At 59.2% G+C, this 20135-nt stretch carries 23 protein-coding genes and 1 other RNA gene; 15 read left to right on the top strand and 9 right to left on the bottom strand.

The features are described from left to right. The coding region (locus ACW9UQ_RS02955; RefSeq protein WP_458929501.1) for a hypothetical protein at positions 1-384 on the top strand (384 nt) is incomplete at its 5' end. Positions 385-473: 89 nt separating this feature from the next. Here ACW9UQ_RS02955 and argC read toward each other — a convergent pair. The 4 genes from argC to ACW9UQ_RS02935 form a co-directional block, all read right to left on the bottom strand. Continuing rightward, positions 474-1382, bottom strand: a complete 909-nt coding sequence (argC, locus tag ACW9UQ_RS02950; RefSeq protein ID WP_458929500.1) for an N-acetyl-gamma-glutamyl-phosphate reductase — start codon at positions 1380-1382, stop codon at positions 474-476. A 242-nt stretch (positions 1383-1624) separates the two neighbouring features. Further along, on the bottom strand, positions 1625-2044 hold the full coding sequence (locus ACW9UQ_RS02945) for a DUF6896 domain-containing protein (RefSeq protein ID WP_458929499.1): 420 nt from the start codon (positions 2042-2044) through the stop codon (positions 1625-1627). A gap of 39 nt (positions 2045-2083) precedes the next feature. Next, positions 2084-2465, bottom strand: an RNA gene (gene rnpB, locus ACW9UQ_RS02940) — RNase P RNA component class A. A gap of 41 nt (positions 2466-2506) precedes the next feature. Continuing rightward, positions 2507-3187 (bottom strand): N-acetylmuramoyl-L-alanine amidase, encoded by a 681-nt coding sequence (locus ACW9UQ_RS02935; protein WP_458929498.1) that lies wholly within the window; start codon positions 3185-3187, stop codon positions 2507-2509. A gap of 29 nt (positions 3188-3216) precedes the next feature. On the opposite strand from ACW9UQ_RS02935, the gene ACW9UQ_RS02930 reads away from it, so the two are divergent. Both ACW9UQ_RS02930 and ACW9UQ_RS02925 read left to right on the top strand, forming a co-directional pair. After that, on the top strand, positions 3217-3807 hold the full coding sequence (locus tag ACW9UQ_RS02930) for a hypothetical protein (RefSeq protein ID WP_458929497.1): 591 nt from the start codon (positions 3217-3219) through the stop codon (positions 3805-3807). A gap of 3 nt (positions 3808-3810) precedes the next feature. Then, complete coding sequence (locus ACW9UQ_RS02925; RefSeq protein ID WP_458929496.1) at positions 3811-4323, top strand: hypothetical protein; 513 nt, start codon at positions 3811-3813, stop codon at positions 4321-4323. A 199-nt stretch (positions 4324-4522) separates the two neighbouring features. On the opposite strand, the gene ACW9UQ_RS02920 is transcribed toward ACW9UQ_RS02925, so the two are convergent. Together ACW9UQ_RS02920 and ACW9UQ_RS02915 are read right to left on the bottom strand one after the other, a co-directional pair. Next, positions 4523-5275: an SDR family oxidoreductase gene (locus ACW9UQ_RS02920; RefSeq protein ID WP_458929495.1), complete on the bottom strand. Its 753-nt coding sequence runs from the start codon at positions 5273-5275 to the stop codon at positions 4523-4525. A 106-nt stretch (positions 5276-5381) separates the two neighbouring features. Continuing rightward, positions 5382-6176: a pseudouridine synthase gene (locus ACW9UQ_RS02915; protein WP_458929494.1), complete on the bottom strand. Its 795-nt coding sequence runs from the start codon at positions 6174-6176 to the stop codon at positions 5382-5384. A 53-nt stretch (positions 6177-6229) separates the two neighbouring features. On the opposite strand from ACW9UQ_RS02915, the gene ACW9UQ_RS02910 reads away from it, so the two are divergent. The 5 genes from ACW9UQ_RS02910 to ACW9UQ_RS02890 all read left to right on the top strand — a co-directional run bounded on the left by ACW9UQ_RS02910 (position 6230) and on the right by ACW9UQ_RS02890 (position 10249). Next, entirely contained in the window at positions 6230-6679 is a 450-nt protein-coding gene (locus tag ACW9UQ_RS02910; protein ID WP_458929504.1) for a nucleoside deaminase, read from the top strand. 358 nt (positions 6680-7037) lie between these two features. After that, complete coding sequence (locus ACW9UQ_RS02905) at positions 7038-7691, top strand: ceramidase domain-containing protein (protein ID WP_458929493.1); 654 nt, start codon at positions 7038-7040, stop codon at positions 7689-7691. 60 nt (positions 7692-7751) lie between these two features. Continuing rightward, positions 7752-8039, top strand: a complete 288-nt coding sequence (gatC, locus tag ACW9UQ_RS02900; protein WP_458929492.1) for an Asp-tRNA(Asn)/Glu-tRNA(Gln) amidotransferase subunit GatC — start codon at positions 7752-7754, stop codon at positions 8037-8039. Then, a complete protein-coding gene (gene gatA / locus ACW9UQ_RS02895) occupies positions 8039-9526 on the top strand; it encodes an Asp-tRNA(Asn)/Glu-tRNA(Gln) amidotransferase subunit GatA (RefSeq protein WP_458929491.1) in 1488 nt (495 codons plus the stop codon). Before gatC ends, gatA begins: the two co-directional genes overlap by 1 nt. Before the next feature lie 27 nt (positions 9527-9553). Further along, complete coding sequence (locus ACW9UQ_RS02890; protein WP_458929490.1) at positions 9554-10249, top strand: hypothetical protein; 696 nt, start codon at positions 9554-9556, stop codon at positions 10247-10249. 58 nt (positions 10250-10307) lie between these two features. Here ACW9UQ_RS02890 and ACW9UQ_RS02885 read toward each other — a convergent pair whose 3' ends face one another. After that, positions 10308-10511 (bottom strand): cold-shock protein, encoded by a 204-nt coding sequence (locus ACW9UQ_RS02885; protein WP_458929489.1) that lies wholly within the window; start codon positions 10509-10511, stop codon positions 10308-10310. A gap of 238 nt (positions 10512-10749) precedes the next feature. On the opposite strand from ACW9UQ_RS02885, the gene ACW9UQ_RS02880 reads away from it, so the two are divergent. The 6 genes from ACW9UQ_RS02880 (at position 10750) to ACW9UQ_RS02855 (ending at position 17382) form a co-directional block, all read left to right on the top strand. Next, the gene (locus ACW9UQ_RS02880; RefSeq protein WP_458929488.1) at positions 10750-11556 is read left to right on the top strand and encodes a TerC family protein; all 807 of its coding nucleotides are present in this window, start codon (positions 10750-10752) and stop codon (positions 11554-11556) included. Positions 11557-11698: 142 nt separating this feature from the next. After that, the gene (locus ACW9UQ_RS02875; protein WP_458929487.1) at positions 11699-12586 is read left to right on the top strand and encodes a 5-bromo-4-chloroindolyl phosphate hydrolysis family protein; all 888 of its coding nucleotides are present in this window, start codon (positions 11699-11701) and stop codon (positions 12584-12586) included. Between the two features lie 20 nt (positions 12587-12606). After that, positions 12607-13800 carry a toxic anion resistance protein gene (locus ACW9UQ_RS02870; RefSeq protein ID WP_458929486.1) on the top strand — a complete coding sequence of 398 codons (1194 nt, stop codon included), beginning with the start codon at positions 12607-12609 and terminating at the stop codon, positions 13798-13800. A gap of 17 nt (positions 13801-13817) precedes the next feature. Continuing rightward, positions 13818-14723, top strand: a complete 906-nt coding sequence (locus ACW9UQ_RS02865) for a DUF2927 domain-containing protein (protein WP_458929485.1) — start codon at positions 13818-13820, stop codon at positions 14721-14723. Between the two features lie 316 nt (positions 14724-15039). Then, positions 15040-16167 carry an SPFH domain-containing protein gene (locus ACW9UQ_RS02860; protein WP_458929484.1) on the top strand — a complete coding sequence of 376 codons (1128 nt, stop codon included), beginning with the start codon at positions 15040-15042 and terminating at the stop codon, positions 16165-16167. Positions 16168-16272: 105 nt separating this feature from the next. Beyond that, positions 16273-17382: a TFIIB-type zinc ribbon-containing protein gene (locus ACW9UQ_RS02855; protein WP_458929483.1), complete on the top strand. Its 1110-nt coding sequence runs from the start codon at positions 16273-16275 to the stop codon at positions 17380-17382. A 279-nt stretch (positions 17383-17661) separates the two neighbouring features. Here the strand turns inward: ACW9UQ_RS02855 and ACW9UQ_RS02850 are convergent, their stop codons facing one another. Next, a complete protein-coding gene (locus ACW9UQ_RS02850) occupies positions 17662-18321 on the bottom strand; it encodes an SOS response-associated peptidase (protein WP_458929482.1) in 660 nt (219 codons plus the stop codon). A 9-nt stretch (positions 18322-18330) separates the two neighbouring features. After that, the gene (locus ACW9UQ_RS02845) at positions 18331-19266 is read right to left on the bottom strand and encodes a hypothetical protein (protein WP_458929481.1); all 936 of its coding nucleotides are present in this window, start codon (positions 19264-19266) and stop codon (positions 18331-18333) included. 274 nt (positions 19267-19540) lie between these two features. Between ACW9UQ_RS02845 and ACW9UQ_RS02840 the strand changes: the two genes are divergently transcribed. Beyond that, complete coding sequence (locus ACW9UQ_RS02840) at positions 19541-20044, top strand: hypothetical protein (protein WP_458929480.1); 504 nt, start codon at positions 19541-19543, stop codon at positions 20042-20044. The last annotated feature ends 91 nt before the right edge of the window (positions 20045-20135 follow it).

Here is a 20135-nt window from a genome sequence, read left to right as displayed (position 1 = left end):
CGACACGCTCCCGAATATCCAGTGATAGCGATTTGCCCATGTTCCACCTCCAAATATAGTGAATCACAAAATCCGCATCGTGGGAATCCCACCGATTCAGATTTCAAGGACGGCGCTCTGGCACGGATGCCTAAGCCCGAGGGGCAATCGGTGCTTTGGGGCGTCAATCGGCATCCATATCTGGTCCAGCAAAAGCACGCGCTTTATGTGCTGTCATTCCCGGTTTACGACCCGGTTCCCTGGAACAACATCTCGGCGCTGGCCGAAAAATGCCCCGCGACATTGCAGCGCGTGACGTACCTCATCGAAAGTTCGGGGCTGATTTCAGTGAAAACTATGTCTGTGTTTCCAAGCCCTCAAACGTCTATGAGGGCTTATTTCTGAATGTACTGATGGAGAAAGGCAAAGCTGGCGCGCGCGGCGCCAACTGCATACCGGCCCTTCTGCAATACTGCAGATAGCCTGCTTAGCCCTTAGCCTCCAATCATAAGATTCAGATTGCGCACGGCGGACCCCGACGCCCCCTTGCCAAGGTTGTCCAAGACAGCAGCCAGAACCACGGTGCCCTGCCCTGCGCTGCCCAGCACATAGAGTTTCATATCGTTCGTGCCGTTCAGCGCCTGCGGATCAAGGCGTACCGGTTCATCTTCAAGCCCTGCGACATGAACATCCCCGCCGCCCGCATAATGTGCAGCAAGCACAGCGTGCAGGTCAGCGCGGCTGGGGCCACCCGGCAACTGATCAAGATGCAGGAACACCTGCAGCACCATGCCTTGGGCGAAACCTCCAACAGTTGGGGAAAACACCGGCACGCGATCCAGCAGCCCGTGTTTGCAGATTTCCGGCAGGTGTTTATGCGATTGGCTTGTGGCATAGATGAAGCCATCAGGTCCGTCAGCACCCTCAAACTCAGCGATCATTGCCTTGCCACCACCGGAATATCCGCTGAGGCTTTGGATGCTTATAGGCTGATCAGCGGCCATCAAGCCAGCTTCCCGCAACGGGCGGATCAGGGAAATCGCGCCAATGGCATGGCATCCGGGATTGCTGACATAGCGGGCGTCGGCAATCGCGCCGCGCTGGGTCGCCGTCAATTCGGGAAAGCCGAACACCCAGTTAGGATGCGTCCGATGCGCCGTTGACGCGTCGATCAAACGGGTATCTTGTCCGGCGACCAGCTCTGCCGCTTCCCGCGCGGCCTGATCCGGCAAACACAGGATGGCAATATCCGCTTGGCGCAAGGCCTCGGCCCTTGCCGCCGCATCTTTGCGGTTTTCTTCCGCCAGCACGATCCGTTCGATATCCGTGCAGCCATGCAACCGGGCCTCAATCTGCAGTCCGGTTGTCCCGACTGCGCCATCGACAAAAACTTTCGTCGCCATCGTTCTATTCCATTTTATGAAGTCATGTGCGGTCGCTGCGCCAAACACAGCGGGATCAGTCATCCCCTAGGGGAGCGCTGGTGATCATCGTCGGAGAAAGCTGCCCATACACATAAAGGTCATCTACGAACTATCGCGATCGGGGTCAAGCGTCTGATCACGTCATCTTGTGAAGGTCTTTTTGCATATCCGCTCGACTGGTTTCGGCGTAGCCGGGAAGCGAGCACTCATCTTCAACGCGCCTACCGCTCTGAATTCAGATAGTACAAATTACAGTTTGCTCGCTCAAGCTTGACGATCCTTCGTGCCTCAACCGCGCTTGAAAAGTCGTTCTCAAGAGCGCTTTGTGAGGCGTAATAGGGAAAATTCTGAGGGCAGCTGTCAACAAACAGGCCGAGCCGCCAAACATCAAATCCATCGGTTCGCCCGTCAGGGCCGAAATCGAAGTCGACACGGCAATCGGGAAAGGTAAACGCGCAACCAACGCCGTGAAACTCGTATCCTAAATTTTCCCCAAGACGGCCCTTCTGAAGTAAATGACCAGATCGCCATGAGTGCAAAGGGTGTGTTTCGCCGATTTGGCTTCTAAAAAGATCAAGACCGGTCGCAACCCGGCGCAGATATGCTTCAATCACCAGCCTTAGCTTGTCGTTCAGCGACATCTGTTGGACCCGCATTTCAATTTAAGTCTGAAAGTAGCAAATTGCGGATGGCCTGTAAGCCGGATTCTGTAAGGCTTGCGCCCTGATGACCATTCATCTGGGACTGCCGTTGCCGACAGCCTCAAGCAGCCAACCCGGATCTGCTGGGGGTGAAGCGCCCCCGGGCCTTGCGGCCCACGCGATCCCTATTTGGCCTTGCTCCCGGCGGGGCTTGCCATGCCGGGGCTGTTACCAGCCCCGCGGTGCGCTCTTACCGCACCGTTTCACCCTTACCCGCGCGTTTCGCACGCGAAACACAAGGGCGGTCTGTTCTCTGTGGCGCTATCCCTCGGGTTTCCCCGGCCGGGCGTTACCCGGCGCCGTTTCTTCAAGGAGTCCGGACTTTCCTCGGACCGAAGCCCGCAGCCATCCAGCCATCCGCAGCCGCCCAGATATGGACTTCGTGGCACGGGGTCAAGGCGGTCACATACCCTTGCACCTGCCGCACACCGGATATCGCCGGGCAAGGCTGGCCATGGCGGCGGCATCTTCGGGCCGCAAGGGCAGTCCCAATCGCTGGGGCGCAAAGCGCAACTGATAGGCGCGCAGCAGATGGTCTGAGGCCGCGCGATAGCCAAACTCATGCGCGTGGTCGGCAAAACTGCCCGGATCAGCAGACGCCGCCGCCTCGGGCCAGACGCTCAGGCCAGCCTCTGCCAGGCGACGCCAGGGAAAGCGCGGGCCGGGATCCGACTTGCGATCCGGGGCCATATCGGAATGGCCGATCACTCGCTCGGGCGGAATGGACCAGCGCTCAAGAATATCCGCCAGCAACCCCTCAAGCCTTTGCATTTGCGGGGCTTCAAACGCATCCTCCCCGGGATTGGCCAGTTCGATACCGATGGCGTGCGAGTTGACATCCGTCACATCCCCCCATTGCCCCGCCCCGGCATGCCAGGCCCGATCAGCCTCATCCACCAGTTGCCACAGCTGCCCATCCTCGCCGATCAAATAATGGGCGGACACCTCAAATTCGGGCGCGCATAGCCGCTCAAGCGCCGCCTCAGGCGTGGCCATGGCCGTGTAGTGCAGGACCACCATGTCCGGCGGTCCGCCATGACGGCGCGCATTGCAGTTGGGCGACGGGTGGTCGATGATCTTCATGGTGATGATCCAAAACGTCGGAGGCCCGCTTGTCCAGACCTTTGCAGAACCGCGTTCGCCCGGACGGCGCGATTGTTGCCGACACCTGGCGGGGCACGCGCATGGGCAATCGCGGCGGGCGGATACATCAGAACAAACAGATCGTGCGCCGGTGGGCCTCGAAACAATGGATCATCTGCGTGCTGGCGTTCAAGGATCGACACCGCGAGGTAATGGGCGACGGCTATACCGAGTTGTTCTTTCTTGACGAGGCGTCTGCTTTGGCCGCCGGGCACCGCCCGTGTTTCGAATGTCAGCGCGCCCGGGCATTGGAGTTCGCCCACGCCTTTCCCCTGCCCGGCCGCGCCCGAGCCGCCGATATGGATGCGCTGCTGCACAAGGAAAGACTGGCCGAGCGGCGGTATGAACCGGTTCTTAACCTGCCCGAGGCTAGCTTTGTCGAAATCGATGGCGTCCCCTGCCTGTGGCAGCGTGGTCTTCTGCATCCCTGGTCAGCCGATGGCTATCTGCCGGGGATCAAAACACCGCGTGCCCCGGTGCCGGTGCTGACGCCGCAAACTACATGCGCCGCGCTGGCTGCCGGGTATCGCCCGCAGCTGCATGGCAATGCTGAAGGGTAAGTGATGAGCCTTGAAAGTGAACTGACGCAATGGGATGGCCGCGCCACAGATGTGATCCAAACCATTTACGAGCGGCACTCCCGCGGGGTATCCTTCGTGCAACGGCTGATCACCGCCCTGCAATCGCCCAGGCAGGAGGCTGCAGCCGCCCGCCTGCTAAGGATGTATTGTGAGCGCGGTAAATCCATGCCCCTGCCCCAGATACGCGAACTGCTGACAGGGTGGCGGCACCTGACCGACTGGACCGCCCGGCTGGAACTGCTGCAAACCCTGCCCCATCTGCGCATCCCCGGCGATTGCATCACCGAAACCCGCGCCTTTCTGGATGACTGCCTTTCCGACCAGACCGTGATTGTTCAAGGCTGGGCTTACAGCGCCTATCGCGCCCTGGCAGTGCAGCATCCGGACCTGCGGCCCGAGGTGAAAGCGCTCTATGATGATGCTCTTACGGCCAACCTGCCCGGTCTGGTTGCTGAACGGGTGCAAAACGCGGTCCGGGCCGGGTTTGAGCGGTAGGGCTGGCAGTTTTTTGCGGGCGTTAGATTTAGCATAGACAGGCCATCTGCCGCGTCACCTATCAAGATAGCAGATTGTGAAATCAAACGTGGCTAACGTCCGGCCCGCGCTGATTGCATATCACCGGGACATTGCGCGGTGATATGCGGCGCCCTCAGACCGAAAGCCGAAGTAGGATTTGCCAGATGCACCGTCTCCGCTAGAGCTTGCTGATTGAGTTTCCGCCATCTGCAAGCATCGCGCTACCGGTCACGAAAGAAGCATGGTCTGACAACAGAAACAGGGCCGCCCGGGCAATCTCAGCCGGGTCCGCCATCCGTTTCAGGGCATGGAACCCGCGCACCACCTCATGAAAACCTGCATCCGTGCCCGCCATTGGTGTCATCGTGCCACCCGGCAAAAGAGCGTTCACACGGATATTCTCTGCCCCGTGTTCCACTGCTAACACCTGCGTCAGGCCAATCAGTCCCGCCTTGGCTGCCGCATAGGCCCCCATTCCCGGCAACCCAATCGTATGCCCCACAAAGGAGGAGGTGAATACAATAGAGCCGCCCTTCCGACGCCGCAGCGCCGGAACCTGATGTTTGGCGGCATAAAACCCACTGTCCAGATTGACAGATATCACCTTGTGCCAGTTCGTGCTTTCCATGTCAGGGATCGCGCCCATATTGCCCGTGATACCCGCATTGTTGAACGCACCATCCAGACCGCCGAAACGCTGCTCGGCCAAATCGACCAAGGCCTTGTTGTACCCCTCATCGGTAACGTCACCTGCCAGGCACACCGCCTGCCCGCCGTTTTGCGTGATCTTAGCAACCAGCGCGTTGAGTTCAGCCTCCCTGCGCGCGCCCAAAACAACCTTAGCTCCGTGATCCGCAAACAGCATTGCCGCTGCTGCACCGATCCCGCTGCTGGCACCGGTGACGATGATGGTTTTGTCTACTAGATTCATAGCCTGTCCTTTCGATGGATATCAGTCCGTCGAATAGGTGGCACGGTCGGCACCAGGCGACCCGTTTCATGCCACTTCCGAGACCAAACAACGGACCGCAGCAGGGTCAGGACGGCTTGCGTTTCATCCTGCGGGATCGGGGGCTCGCGGGCGCAGGCTCGGGCTTTTGGGCCGGTGTACGGATGATGCCAAGCTGGTCGCGCAACACTTTCGGCCGAATTTCCTCAACCGCGCCGCGGGGCAATTCCCCCAGTTGGAACGGCCCGTAGGAAATGCGGATCAGACGGCTGACCTGCATCCCCAAAGCCTCAAGCGCGCGGCGGATTTCGCGGTTCTTACCCTCGCGCAGACCAATGGTCAGCCAGACATTGGCCCCCTGCTGCGTGTCGATCTGCACCTCCATCGGGCGAAAGCGTTCGCCGTCCAGCACCAGCCCTTTGCGCAAGGGGGCAAGGTCTGTATCCGATGGCCGCCCCTTGGCCCTGACGCGATACCGCCGCGCCCAACCGGTCGATGGCAGTTCAAGCCGCCGCTTTGTCTCGCCATCATTGGTCAGCAGCAGCAACCCTTCGGAGTTCAGATCCAGCCGCCCGACACTCATCACCCGCGGCATTTCGGCGGGCAACCGATCGAACACCGTGGCCCGGCCTTTCTCATCCGCGGCACTGGTCACCAGACCTGATGGTTTGTGATAGCGCCACATCCGCACCGGTTCAGGCGCGGCCAGCGGCTTGCCATCGACGGTGATGCGATCCGTTTCGGTCACGTTCAGCGCCGGGCTGTCGATTCTGGTGCCGTTTACTGTCACGCGGCTATCCGCAATCATCTGCTCTGCCCCGCGGCGCGAGGCGACACCGGCGCGGGCCAGCCGCTTGGCAATACGTTCAGACTGTTTTTCCATGGCTCTGACTACAGGTGTTGCGCGCGCAGGCGCAATGGCTTTATCCAAACGACATGAGCTTTGTCAGCCACATGCAGACCGCCCTGACCGAGGCAAGGGCCGCCGCCCAGCGGGGCGAGGTGCCGGTGGGTGCCGTGGTGGTCGATCCGGGCACCGGGCGCAGCTTTGCCGCTGGCAACCGCACGCGCGAGCTGTCCGATCCGACCGCCCATGCAGAGGTGCTGGCAATCCGCTCGGCCTGCGCTGCGATAGGCAGCGAGCGCCTGCCCGGCTTTGACCTTTATGTCACGCTGGAGCCCTGCCCGATGTGTGCCGCCGCCATCAGCTTTGCCCGCATCGCGCGGCTTTATTACGGTGCAGAGGACCCGAAATCCGGCGGCGTTGACCACGGCCCCCGCCTGTTCAGTTATCCGCAATGCCATCATGCGCCCGAGGTTTATGGCGGGATCGAAGAACAGGCCTGCGCCGATCTGCTGCGCGATTTCTTTCAGGCGCGCCGCTGATCGGCCTAACAATAAATTCTTGATTAATATCTTGGTAACTATATGCAGATATCTCTAGATGTGCGATAGTGCTTTGACAGCATGCGCATGGTTTTACCAGGTACCACAGTCCCCAACATCATTGGTTTTTCAGTTTGCTTGCAGATGCGAGGACGCAGGGGTGCGCCTCGTCGCCCGGGCCGGCATGCCCCCACCGCCGGTCCGGGCATATTATCGTCACGCTGACGGGGTGTGATTTGCCGGATCTAGATTGAGCATCCCGGGGCATGTGAAAGCCATTCATACCCGCCAAACGCGAAACCTGATGCTTGCCAAGCCTCACGTTAGGCATACACTGCGCAAAACGCAGGAGCACGCAATGGATCTTTTTGAGCATGTCGACATCTATTGCGAACGGCTCGATACGGCATTCTGGGCTGAACCGTTCAATGCCGTCACCAACGCCTCTTTCATCATTGCGGCTGCGGTCATCTGGGGCATTCTGGGCGGCAAGGAAGACCGGGGCGCACGTGTCCTGACCATCAACCTGTTTCTGATCGGTGTTGGGTCGTTCCTGTTTCACACCTTTGCGCAGACCTGGGCCGAGCATGCCGATGTGCTGCCGATCATGACCTTCATCCTGATCTATCTGTTTCTGACCACAACGCGGGTCTTTGCCCTGCCTGACTGGGCAGGCGGCGTCGCAGTTGCGGCCTTCTTTCCCTATGCCTATGGGGCCGCGATGCTGATCGGGCAGGTCACAGGGCCGCTGAACGGGTCTATCGCTTATGTTCCTGTATTGCTGTTGCTGGGCCTGATGGCGCTGGCCGCCTGGCCCAAGGACACCGGCACGGCGCGCGGTCTGGTCATCGGGGCTGGCCTTTTGGTCCTGTCCCTGTTTTTCCGCAGCATTGACGAAGCGGTCTGCAACAGCTTTCCGCTTGGCACACATTTCCTGTGGCATACGCTGAACGGCATTCTGCTGGGCTGGCTGATCCTGGTTCTGCACCGGCATCAGGCGCACCCGCGCTGACCCCTTGCAGCGATGGGTCCCGGGCGATAAACCCGGGATCAATTGAACGGAGACCGCCCCATGTCCATCGACATCGACACCGCCCGCAAGGTGGCGCATCTGGCGCGCATCGAGGCCAGCGAAGATCATCTGCCGGAACTGGCCCAGGAACTCAGCGCCATTCTGGATTTTATGGAACAACTGAACGAGGTCGATATCGACGGAGTGGAGCCGATGACATCGGTCACGCCCATGGCGCTGAAGCAGCGCGAGGATGTGGTCGCTGATGGCGATATCCAGGATCGGGTGCTTGCCAATGCCCCCGACGCCCGCGAAGGGTTCTTTGCTGTACCGAAGGTGATTGAGTGATGGCGGATCTAAACAAACTGACCATTGCCGAGGCGCGCGACGGGCTGCGCAAGGGCGATTTCACCTCTGCCGAGATGACCGAGGATTGTCTGGCAGCCGTTGATGCCGCTGGCGTTCTGAACGCGTTTTGCGCCCATACACCGGATCAGGCCCGTGAACAGGCCAAAGCCGCAGATGCGCGGCTGGCTGCGGGCGATGCCCCTGCGATGTGCGGCATTCCGCTGGGGATCAAGGACCTGTTCTGCACCGAGGATGTTCCGGCGCAGGCGGCCTCGGCCATTCTGGAGGGGTTCAAACCGCCTTACGAAAGCACCGTGACCCGCCGGCTTTGGGGCAATGGCGCGGTGATGCTGGGCAAACTTAACATGGATGAATTCGCCATGGGCTCATCCAACGAAACCTCGACCTATGGGCCGGTGGTGAACCCCTGGCGGCGCAGCGGCAGTGATGCGGACCTGACCCCGGGCGGATCATCAGGCGGGTCGGCCTCGGCCGTGTCGGCGGATCTGTGTCTGGCCGCCACCGGCACCGATACTGGCGGGTCAATCCGCCAGCCTGCGGCCTTTACCGGCATTGTCGGTGTCAAACCAACCTATGGCCGCTGCTCGCGCTGGGGGATCATCGCCTTTGCTTCATCGCTGGATCAGGCCGGACCGATGGCCAAATCTGTGCGCGATGCTGCCATCATGCTGCAGGCGATGTGCGGGCACGACCCCAAGGACAGCACGTCAGCCGATCTGGCCGTGCCTGATTTCGAAGCAGCGCTGTCAGGTGACATTCGGGGCAAGACCATCGGCATTCCCAAGGAATACCGCATGGATGGCATGTCGGACGAGATTGAGAAACTCTGGGCTGACGGCACCGCGATGCTGCGCGATTCCGGCGCGGAGATTAAGGATATCTCGCTGCCGCACACCAAATATGCCCTGCCGGCCTATTACGTCATTGCCCCGGCCGAGGCATCATCGAACCTCGCCCGGTATGACGGGGTGCGCTATGGCCATCGGGCCAAGATCGGCGCGGATGAAGGTATTGATCAGATGTATGCCCGCACCCGCGCCGAAGGCTTCGGCCCCGAGGTGCAGCGCCGTGTGATGATCGGTGCCTATGTGTTGTCTGCCGGTTTCTACGATGCTTACTATGTGCGTGCGCAGAAGGTCCGCACCCTGATCAAGCGGGATTTTGAAACCGTGTTTGCCGATGGCGTCGACGCGATCCTGACCCCCTCAACCCCAACAGCGGCCTTTGGCATCGGTGAAATGGCAGATGCTGATCCGATCCAGATGTATCTGAACGATATCTTTACCGTCACCGTCAACTTGGCCGGATTGCCAGGTATTTCGGTGCCCGCAGGTCTGGATAGCCAGGGCCTGCCGCTGGGTCTGCAATTGATCGGAAAGCCATGGGAGGAAGCAGAATTGCTAAATTTTGCATATTCACTGGAAAAATCTCTGAATTTCTCGCATCATGCTTCAAAATGGTGGTGAACACCGCGAGCAGAGAAGAGGCAAAAAATGCTCAGACCCTTTATTTTTCTAGCGCTATCTGGCGCTTTGGTAGCGTGCGATAACTCTGAACCTGCGGGCGGACATGGCCCGTTTGACCCGCCACCGCCGGTGCGCGTGAATTCTCCCATTTTTGCCGGGAACCAGTTCGGCGTGCAATTGCCACCGTCGCAGCGCACGCCACAACAGGACTCAGAGGCTTTGGCGCAAGATGTGACCACCACCCTGAATTCGACACAGCCGCAGGGCCAGCCCCGCAGCGTCGTTCAGCCGTCCGCGCAGACCGTAAATGGTGGACGTGATATAGGGATTGACCCCAATGACACGTCGATCGATCTGAACGCGTCCAGCCAGGAGACGCAGAAGCGTCAGCGCGAGGCCGCCGCGCAAATTCGTGAAGAAAACCGCCAGAAACTGGTGGTGATCAACCCCGAGCCGGTTCCGAACGTGAACGTCAACGCCAATGTGATCAAGTTTGCTCGGGAAACCACGCATCCCAAGGGCACCAAGGTGTACAACCGCCCGTCATTCCGCGACCGGCTGCAATCTGCATCCGTCTGCCGTCGATTTAAGACCAATGATGAGGCGCAGCGCCAGTTCCTGGCCAATGGCGGACCGACCACGGACCGGTATAACCTTGACCCGGATGGCGATGGATTTGCCTGTAACTTCGATCCCGAAGGGTATCGCAAGCTGCAGTTCTGACATAATCCGACGGGGCGGCCTGGGTCGCCCCGTTATTTCTTAGTGATGTCGGCGAAAGTCAGACTTTGAGTTCACCGGCGCTTTTGCGCCCGTCGCGACCATCGATCAATTCATATTCAATCGGCTGATCATCCGCGAGCGAGGTCAACCCCGCCGCCTGAACCGCCGTGATATGAACGAAGATATCGCTTCCCCCATCTGCGGGTTGAATAAACCCGTATCCTTTGTCGGTATTAAACCACTTTACTGTGCCTTTGGGCATTCCCTGTCGTCCTTATGCAAGTCACCGCCGCGATTTTGCGTCGGCTTCGTCCAACGTCAGGCCTGGAAATTCCGGTCTGTTGCGATCTTCTGAAATAACGACAGGCCCCCGTGGTGGCCAAACCATAGCGCAATTGACCCAAGCTGGATACAGATTTCTCTGGTTTGGGCATCAGGTCTTGATCCGCCGCAGTGCTTGTGTCTTTGTCCGCCCCAAACGACGACCAAGGAGACGTGTCATGGCCGATCTTTTCACCTTCGCCAATCTGGGCAATCTGGGCGTATTGATCTTTTTGCAAGCGGTACTTGGCTTTGACAATCTGCTCTATATCTCGATCGAAAGTCAGCGCGCACCCAAGGAAATGCAAAAGTCCGTGCGCAAATGGGGTATCATCATTGCGGTGGTTCTGCGCGTTGTGCTTCTGTTTGTCATGATGCAGCTGATTTCAGCCCTCAGCGCACCGTTCTTTTCGGTCCACTGGACAGGCGTTCTGGAGGGAGAATTCAATTTCTCGGTCATTGTCTTCCTGTTTGGCGGCGCCTTCATCATGTACACGGCCGTGAAAGAGATCAGCCATCTTCTTGCAAAAGAGCATATCGGCCATGATTCCGGGGACAAAGCGGGCAAGTCGGCCACTGCTGTGGTTTCTATGATCGTGCTGATGAACCTGATTTTCAGCTTCGACTCAGTGCTCTCAGCGCTTGCCATCACTGATGTCTTTCCGGTCTTGGCCCTGGCCATCCTGATCTCTGGCGCAGCCATGCTGTTGCTGGCCGATAGCGTGGCAGAGTTTATCAAGAAAAACCGCATGTATGAGGTTCTGGGCCTGTTCGTCCTGCTGATCGTCGGCATCGTCCTTCTGGGCGAAGGCGGCCATGTCGGCCACCTGAAGCTGTTCGGCTATCAGGTTGAACCGATGGCGAAATCCACCTTCTACTTCTCGGTCGCAGTGCTGTTCATCGTTGAGTTTATCCAGTCCGGCTATCAGAAAAAGCTGGCCGCCGAGCGGCTGGCGGAACAGGCCAAGCCAGGGCCTGGCGTTTGACCTGAGCGGCAGGATGTGGGCATTGTAAGGCAAAGCGTCGAGGGGTCTATGAAACAGGGCACACTTCAGGGCTTTGCCGCCTTTATCACACTGGCGATCGTGCTGTTCACGGCGTTCCGCGCCTTTGGCGGGGTCTGAACGGATGGCAAAGCGCTATGGCGGACCGCATTCACCGCAACCGATGAAGGGCGGGCCTGCCCTGTCTAGGTTTCGTGGTCAGCCGACGGCCAAGGTCTCTGTCGCTGCCCGGCTGATGTTCCTCGCCCCCCTGCCCCTGCTGCTTGCTGGTCTGGGCGAGGTGATGGCCGGTGATGCCATTGGTGCGGTCGCTGAACTGGGCGCGTTTGGCATCCTGATGCTGGGCGCGTGGCTGCTGAACGAAGGGATCCGCGCGCAAGCTGCCTATGATACCCGCAAGGTCGCCCGCCCGCCTGCCGTGCCGCGCAAGGCACTGGCGGCCATCGCCACCGGTGCAGGTGTATTTTTGGCCAGTTGGGCCGGGGGCACCGGATTCTTCGGCGGCATTGTCTTTGGCGTGCTGGCCAGCGTGACCCATGTGATCGGCTTTGGCCTGGACCCGATGAAACGCAAAGGGCTTGAGGGGCAAAACGCCTTTGACACCGAGCGGGTCGCCATCGCCATCGAAAAGGCCGAAGCGCTGGTCAGCGAAATGCTTCAGGCCGCCAAACGTTTCGATGACCGCCCGCTTGAGGGGCGCGTTGAACAGGTCGCTGCGACCATCCGCGATATGTTCCGCACCATCGAAGACGACCCCCGCGATCTGAGCCGTGCGCGCAAGTTCCTGTCCGTCTATCTGATGGGCGCACGCGACGCGACGGTCAAATTTGCCGATCAATACAGCCGCAGCCGTGATGCAGAAGCGCGCCAGAAATACGAAGAATTGCTGACCGATCTGGAATCCAGTTTCACCCAGCATCGTGAAAAGCTATTGATAGATGAGCGCACCGATCTGGATGTAGAGATCGAGGTGCTGCGTGAAAGACTGCATTCCGAGGGCCTGACGGCCTGACATCACAGAGGGGACAACAGATGTCTGAGGATATCCGCCAGAAGGCCGAAGTCGCACTGAAGGAAGTTGAAGAGGTTTCGGCCAAGCTGCTGCCCGAACCAAAGGGCGAATTGATCGTCATTGATCAGGCCGACGCCGCCTCAAAGGCCGAGATTGAGACAAAGATTTCCGAACTGGACATGCACAACACCCAGTCGATCATTCAGTTCGGTTCTGCCGCGCAATCTGAATTGCAGGAAATCAGCCAGGAAATGCTGGCAGGCGTGCGCAACAAGGATGCCGGCCCCGCCGGTGGTGCCCTGCGCGACATGGTCGCCTCCATCCGCGGGTTCTCCGTTGATGAACTGAACCCCAACCGCCAGCTTAGCTGGTGGGAAAGACTGCTGGGCCGGGCCAAACCGATCCATGCTTTCATGGCGCAGTACGAAACGGTTCAGGGCCAGATCGACAAGATCAGCGGTGAGCTGCTGGAGCATGAACATATTCTGCTCAAAGACATTAAGTCTTTGGACAAGCTCTATGAAAAGACGCTGGATTTCTACGACCAGCTGGCCATCTATATCGCCGCTGGCGAAGAGAAACTGCGTGTGCTGGATGAGACCGAAATCCCCGCCAAGGAGCAGGAGGTTCAGGACGCCCCGGAAGATCAGGGCGTGATCAAGGCCCAGGAACTTCGCGATCTGCGCGCCGCCCGCGATGATCTGGAACGCCGTGTGCATGACCTGAAACTGACCCGCCAGGTGACCATGCAATCCCTGCCCTCCATCCGGCTGGTGCAAGAAAACGACAAATCGCTGGTGACCAAGATCAACTCCACCCTGGTGAACACCGTCCCGCTTTGGGAAACCCAGCTGGCCCAGGCGGTCACCATCCATCGCAGCCGCGAAGCCGCAGCGGTGGTCAAGGATGCCAATGACCTGACCAATGAGTTGCTGGAGGCCAATGCCGCCAACCTCAAAGAGGCCAATAAAGAGGTGCGCGAGCAGATGGAACGCGGTGTCTTCGACATTGATGCGATCAAGAAAGCCAACGCCGATCTGATCGAAACTATCGAGGACAGCCTGCGCATCGCCGATGAGGGCAAAACCAAGCGTGCCGAAGCAGAGAAAGAGCTTCAGACAATGGAGCAGGAACTTAAGAACACCCTCGCCGCAGCCCGCGCCAAGGCCACAGCTTCTGGCCATAATGTGGGCGAAAGCGTCTCTGAAAGCTAAAACAGGGAGGTTCGCGCATGCGCGTTCCTGCATGTCTGGCTGCCCTGATCCTCGGTGCCTGCACCGTCGATCAGGCACCGCCAGAGCCAACTGTGGCCGATGCCAACCTGATTGCCTTTTATTCCGAGGCAGAGGCGCGCTTACGCGCCCAAGGCGGCATGCGCACCGAAACCAACCCTTCCGATGCGCCGTTTGGGGTCGACGAGTTGGTCGAAAACTTCACTCGCATTGCGTTGTTTGACGAGTTCAAGGTGTCAGGCCGACGGTTTGTCGCCTCAAACAGCCCGGCAGAGTTGCGCCGCTGGGTCAAACCGGTACGTGTCGATCTGCTGTTCGGCGACAGCGTCACCCGCAAGCAACGGGAAAGCGACACCGCCAATGTGCGCCGCTTTACCCGCCGCTTGGCAAAGCTGACGGGCCTGGACATGCGCAATATCAACAAAGGCCCGGGCAATTTCACGGTGATGTTCCTGAACCGCTCGGAACAGCGCGATTTCAGTGCCGAATTGTCCCGCCGCAATATTGACGCCCCGGCTGTCATCGACGCGTTCCGCAATTCCCCGCCCGAGGCTTTCTGCGTGGCCTACACCTTTGGCTCTGGCGGCAACTCAAATACGTTCGAGGCCGCCCTGATCCTCGTCAAGGCCGAGCAACGCGGCCTGATGCGCCTGTCCTGCATTCATGAGGAAATGGCCCAGGCTATGGGACTGTCCAATGACAGCTTCGACGCCCGCCCCTCTATCTTCAATGATGACGAGGAATTTGCGCTGATGACCCTGCATGACGAAGTGCTGCTGCGCATGCTCTACGACAAACGCCTGCGCCCCGGCATGACCGCAGCCGAGGCCCGGCCCTTGCTGCCCAAAATAGCCGCCGATGCCATGCAGGCCGCCGGGATCGGCGGGGCGGTAGCCCTGCGCTAAATCGAAAATGACGGGTTGGCGCGAGCCTGCCCCCCTATGAAAATGTGGCGATCCGCAAAGGTAGTGGCTTGGTCTAGATGATGTCCTGAAAGGAGTTCCAATCGGTCTGGCCAAGGCGCGAATGGAGAGCAACCTTGGCGTTTATTGCTATCTTCCCCAATGTACATCTGCAAACAAACTGGGCCTAAAGGACTGTCAAGGACTGCCCGTAGCGTGCAACCTGCAGAGAATTGGAGCAGCGCTTTCCCCCTAGGAACCTGTGTCCCGGCACGATAGTATCCCTCACAACGCAATGGGTCCAGATGTGGGGCGAGACATGGGCATTTTTGATTTTCTGACTGGTGAGTTCATTGATGTCATCCATTGGACGGATGACACACGCGACACGCTGGTCTGGCGGTTTGAGCGTGAAGGGCATGAGATCAAGTATGGTGCCAAGATGACCGTGCGCGAAGGTCAGGCGGCGGTATTTGTGCATGAAGGGCAATTGGCGGATGTGTTCACGCCAGGGCTTTACATGCTCGAAACCAACAACATGCCGATTATGACCACCCTGCAGCACTGGGATCATGGCTTTGAAAGCCCGTTCAAGTCAGAGGTCTATTTCGTCAACACGACCCGGGTGCCGAATCTGAAATGGGGGACCAAGAACCCGATCATCTGCCGGGACCCTGAATTCGGCGCGGTGCGGCTGCGGGCTTATGGCACCTATACGGTCAAGGTCAGCGATCCCGGACGCTTTCTGGTCGAGATCGTCGGCACAGATGGTGAGTTCACCACGGATGAGATCAGCTACCAGATCCGCAATATCATCGTCAGCCGGTTCTCGCAGGTGATCGCCTCGTCGGGTATTCCGGTGCTGGATATGGCGGCCAACACGCTGGATCTTGGCAAACTGATCGCCGCCAAGGTCAGCCCGACACTGGCCGAATACGGGCTGGAGATGCCGGAGTTCTATATCGAGAATATCTCGCTGCCCGAAGCGGTGGAGCAGGTGCTCGACAAACGCACCTCGATGGGCGTGGTTGGCGATCTGGGGCGCTATACCCAGTTTCAGGCCGCCGAGGCCATGGAAAGTGCGGCCCAGCAGCCCGGTGGCGGCATGGGGGCCGGGCTTGGCATGGGGATGGGCATGGCGATGGCCGGTCAGATGACGCAGCAGGGGCCATGGGGGGCAATCCCCCAAGCTGAACAGCCTGTTGCAGCACCCGCAGCCGCCCCGCCACCGCTGCCCGTGGAAAAAGTCTGGCATGTCGCCGATGGCGGCGAGGCCAAGGGGCCTTATTCCCGCGCCACATTGGGTCAGATGGCAGGCAAGGGCGATCTGACACGCGCCACGCTTGTCTGGACGCAAGGCAGTGATGGCTGGACCCCGGCGGGCGATGTGATGGAACTGGCGCGTCTGTTCACGGTTATGCCGCCGCCCCCACCGCCGACCGCATAAGCAAATGCACATAACCCACGGGCCTGCCATTTACGCGCAGGCCCGGCAGCAGTTATCAGGGTCTGGTCCCTGCCCCGCCCAGGTGTTGGAAAAAGTCAGCCGATCATGACCGACAGGATCGAAGAACACCGGTTTCCCTGCACGCAATGCGGCTCGGACCTGACCTATCTGCCCAACTCCTTCAGCCTGAAATGCGACCATTGCGGATCGGAAGAGCCGGTCAAGGGGGCCGTTCTGGTCAAGCCAGTGCCACCGCTTGAGGAAAAGGACTTTCGCCGCGCCATCCGCACACCGGACGATCTGGCCGAGATGGAGGCGACACGCGTCCTGCAATGCCCCAATTGCGGTGCCCAGGTTGATCTGGTCGATGACAAACATGCCACAAGCTGCCCGTTTTGCGCCACCCCAGTGGTCACCGATACCGGCCTGCATCGCCATATCAAGCCCCATGGCGTTCTGCCGTTCCGCCTGACCGAGGAAGAGGCCCGCGATGCCCTTAGCCGCTGGATGGGCAATCTGTGGTTCGCGCCCAATGCCCTGACCGAATTTGCCCGCAAGGGGCGGCGCATGCAGGGGATCTATGTGCCCTATTGGACCTATGACGCGGATACCCGGACCAGCTATACCGGTCAGCGCGGCGATGCCCGGTATGAGACCCGGACCCAATCCGTCATCGTCAATGGCAAGCGCCAGACCCGCCGCGTGCAGGTGCGCCATGTGGACTGGCACAATGTCCGCGGGCGCGTCTCGCGCTTTTTCAATGATGTGCTGGTGCTTGGCTCTCGCTCTCTGCCGAAACGTTATACCGATGCATTGGAGCCGTGGGATCTGGACCGCATGCAGCCCTATAATCCGCAATTCCTGGCCGGGTTCGCAGCAGAGGCGTATCAGGTCAGTCTGGAAGAGGGCTATGACGAAGCGCGGGCAATCATGAACATGATCATCGAACGCGATGTGCGTCGCGATATCGGCGGGGATGAGCAGCGCGTCGGGCGTATTGACACAAGTGTCGACGGCCTGACCTTCAAGCATGTGCTGCTGCCGGTCTGGCTGGCAGCCTACAAATTCCGGGGCAAAACCTATCGCTTTGTCGTCAATGGCTCCACCGGGGCCGTGCGCGGCGAACGCCCCTGGTCACCCATCAAGGTCGCAATTGCTGTGCTTCTGTTTTTGGCCGTGGCGGGCACTGCAGGCTACATCCTGTCACAGCAATAAGTGCCAGCGACCACCCGGCAGACCAGCCGGGTGGTTCACGGTCAGACCATTTTGACGCCATACTTGTTACCAGCGAACCGAAACACACAGATACTCAACACACTCATTACCGGGCAACCAAACGACCCTGGTGCATGCGAGAAAAAACTGGTTACGCTACGTGTTCGCTGAGTACGAATTACAAAACTTCCTCGCATGCAATTGTATTCTAAGGATCAATTGCGGTCGGTTCTGGGCCTGCAAAGGGTATTATTCTGCCGAGAATATGCGGCCAGATGGTCAAATTGCGGCAGTCAGTTCCGCCCCGCTGGCCCTTGCAGAGTTCACCGCGGCTGAGACTTTGTGCGTTCTCAGGAGATGCTCTGCTGCGGGTCGCATCAGTCTTGCAGCTCCCTTTCCCGCCTCGCCAAGCCACAGGCCAAAGTTCTCAGCCTCAATCACAACCGGCATTCGGTGATGGATCGGCTTTAGCGTCGCATTGGCCGCTGTCGTTACGATCGCGCAAGTGCTTAAGCGCTGCCCGGCCCCATCGGTCCAGTCCTGACAGATGCCCGCGAAGGCCAAAGGCGCGTTGCCGGTGGGCTGGATATACCAGGGCTGTTTGACGCCTGCCTCCGTGCACCATTCATAAAACCCGTTCGCCGGGATCAGGCACCGGCTGGACCGGCAGGCCGCCCGAAACGCGGGTTTGTCAGCCAGGGTTTCCGACCGGGCGTTGATCAGCAAGGGGCCGTCGGACGGCGTTTTGTACCAATGCGGCACAAATCCCCAACGCAAGCGCGACAGCGCCCGGTGCCCATCGTTCAGCCGGACAACCGTAATATCCTGCGTCGGGCAGATGTTATAGCTTGGCGGCGCATCCGGTGTCTCTGCCGCACTAAGATCGTACAGTTCTTCCAGCGCTTTCTGTTCCAGATCCTGAGCAAATCGACCACACATGAGACTGGCCTAAACCGCGATGCCGTGATCAGCAAGGGCGGCTTGCAGCTCTTGATACTCCGGCCTGCTACGCTGTGCCGCCAGCGTCGTGGCACGGGCCGTGATATCCCCCATATTGGGCTGCAAATCCACCAGAGGCAGCCCCGTCACCTCGGCAAAGGCCTTATCATCCGGCGTAAACCGGCGCGTCAGCGCCTGCACCTCTGTAACCTGCAGAACCGGCGCAGCCTCTGTCAGCCCCATGCGCTTTGCCGTGCGCTTGATCCGCCGCAACCGCTCCGCATCCCCTGCCGCATCTGCGCTTGCAGGCAGGGCCGCACAGGCTGCAGCGGCAACGATTCCAAGGCCAGGGTTCTTACGCGGCGGATAGCGCAATCCCTCCGGCACCTTGCCCAGCAGCGCAGTTACAAAACGATCCTCGATCCGCGCCTGATCGGCCCCCAGCAGCAGCACCGAAACATTCCCCGCCCCCGCAATCCGGTCCCAGCCCCGCCAGACCGGCATAAAAGCCAGCATACGCTCAATCCGGGTGCGCATGACATATCCATCAAGTTCCTCAGCAAATTCTGCTTTATAGCGTCCGGTCGCAATGCCCTGAAAGTAATGCGATTGCAGCCAGGGCAGCTTGGGCCGGATAACCCAGATCACCCGCACCCGGTCGAAATGACGGAACAGGAAATCATAGTCATTCTCCAGCACCGAGCGGAACAACCCCTCTGCCGACAAAACGATATCGTGCAGGTCCGTTTGCAGAAAGGTACGTTCCACATATCCGGCGCGATCTTGCAGCGGTATAAGCCCCGGGTTGAAATGCTCAAACACCTGCGGGCCAAACCGTTCGCGCAGAAAGCTCTTGACCAGCGGCACGGCATTGCCCAGCGGCTTGTCACTGACACTGGGGTAGTGGAACCCCTGCGCGGCCAGCAGATTGCGGTTCTCATGCAAAAGATGCTGCAAAGTGGTCGAGGCGCATTTCGGCCAGCCGATATGCAGATTCAGGGTTTTGGGCAGGATGTCTCTCGCGTTTATTGTTGAGGTTCAGAACCTTGCCAGCATAGCATCTGTTCTCTTGCTGGGTAGATCAGCGCAGCGTGTTTTTGCTGAGCAGGTGAAACGGGCTGCTGGACACGCATGATAGGCTGAATTGAACCAATATGGCAGTGTTTACGACATATTATCAGAGGCTTGGCTTCGGCCTACCAACCGAGGAGGATGAACAATGAAAGCCCTGCTCTTTTGTATTGCCGTATTCGGCGCGGCACCCGTTTACAGCTTTAGCTGCATGTCCCATGCGCTATCTGAAACAGAAGTTGCGCTACACAACCTTGAAGACGTCCAAAGATCGACAAAACCCTACAGCGTCGTCTTGGGCAAATTCAAACCATCCCGTGCCCAGCCCAAGATAGGGACCCACTCCGACGGCTGGCAGTACATGGAGTGGAAGGGCAGATTTGTTGGCCAAGCGCTTGGCAAAGAGGGTTTCACACGCCGCTTTGATCGGAAGATACGCTACATATACGCATGTGATGTCTATGCAGGTTGTACTAATACAAGCGCCTCTGCCGGGCTTCTGACAGACCAGCCTGTCGTGGCATTTATCGAGCATGACTCACGCACCCTGGTCCTTAGAACGAATGAGTGCCGGTCAAATGTTTCTTCCGCCACAAGCGCCGTGGTGAACAGCATAAAAAATTGCCATATAAACGGCGATTGTTCGCCCTGACGTCTCGCCACGACAACCCTCAAGGTGACCAGCGGGTCGCGGGATAAAAAAAGCGCCCGGCAAGGGCGCTTTTTCTGATCGTTATGTCTGA

It is taken from the genome of Halovulum sp. GXIMD14793 (assembly GCF_054457435.1).
This window is presented reverse-complemented; position numbering and strand designations above follow the sequence as displayed.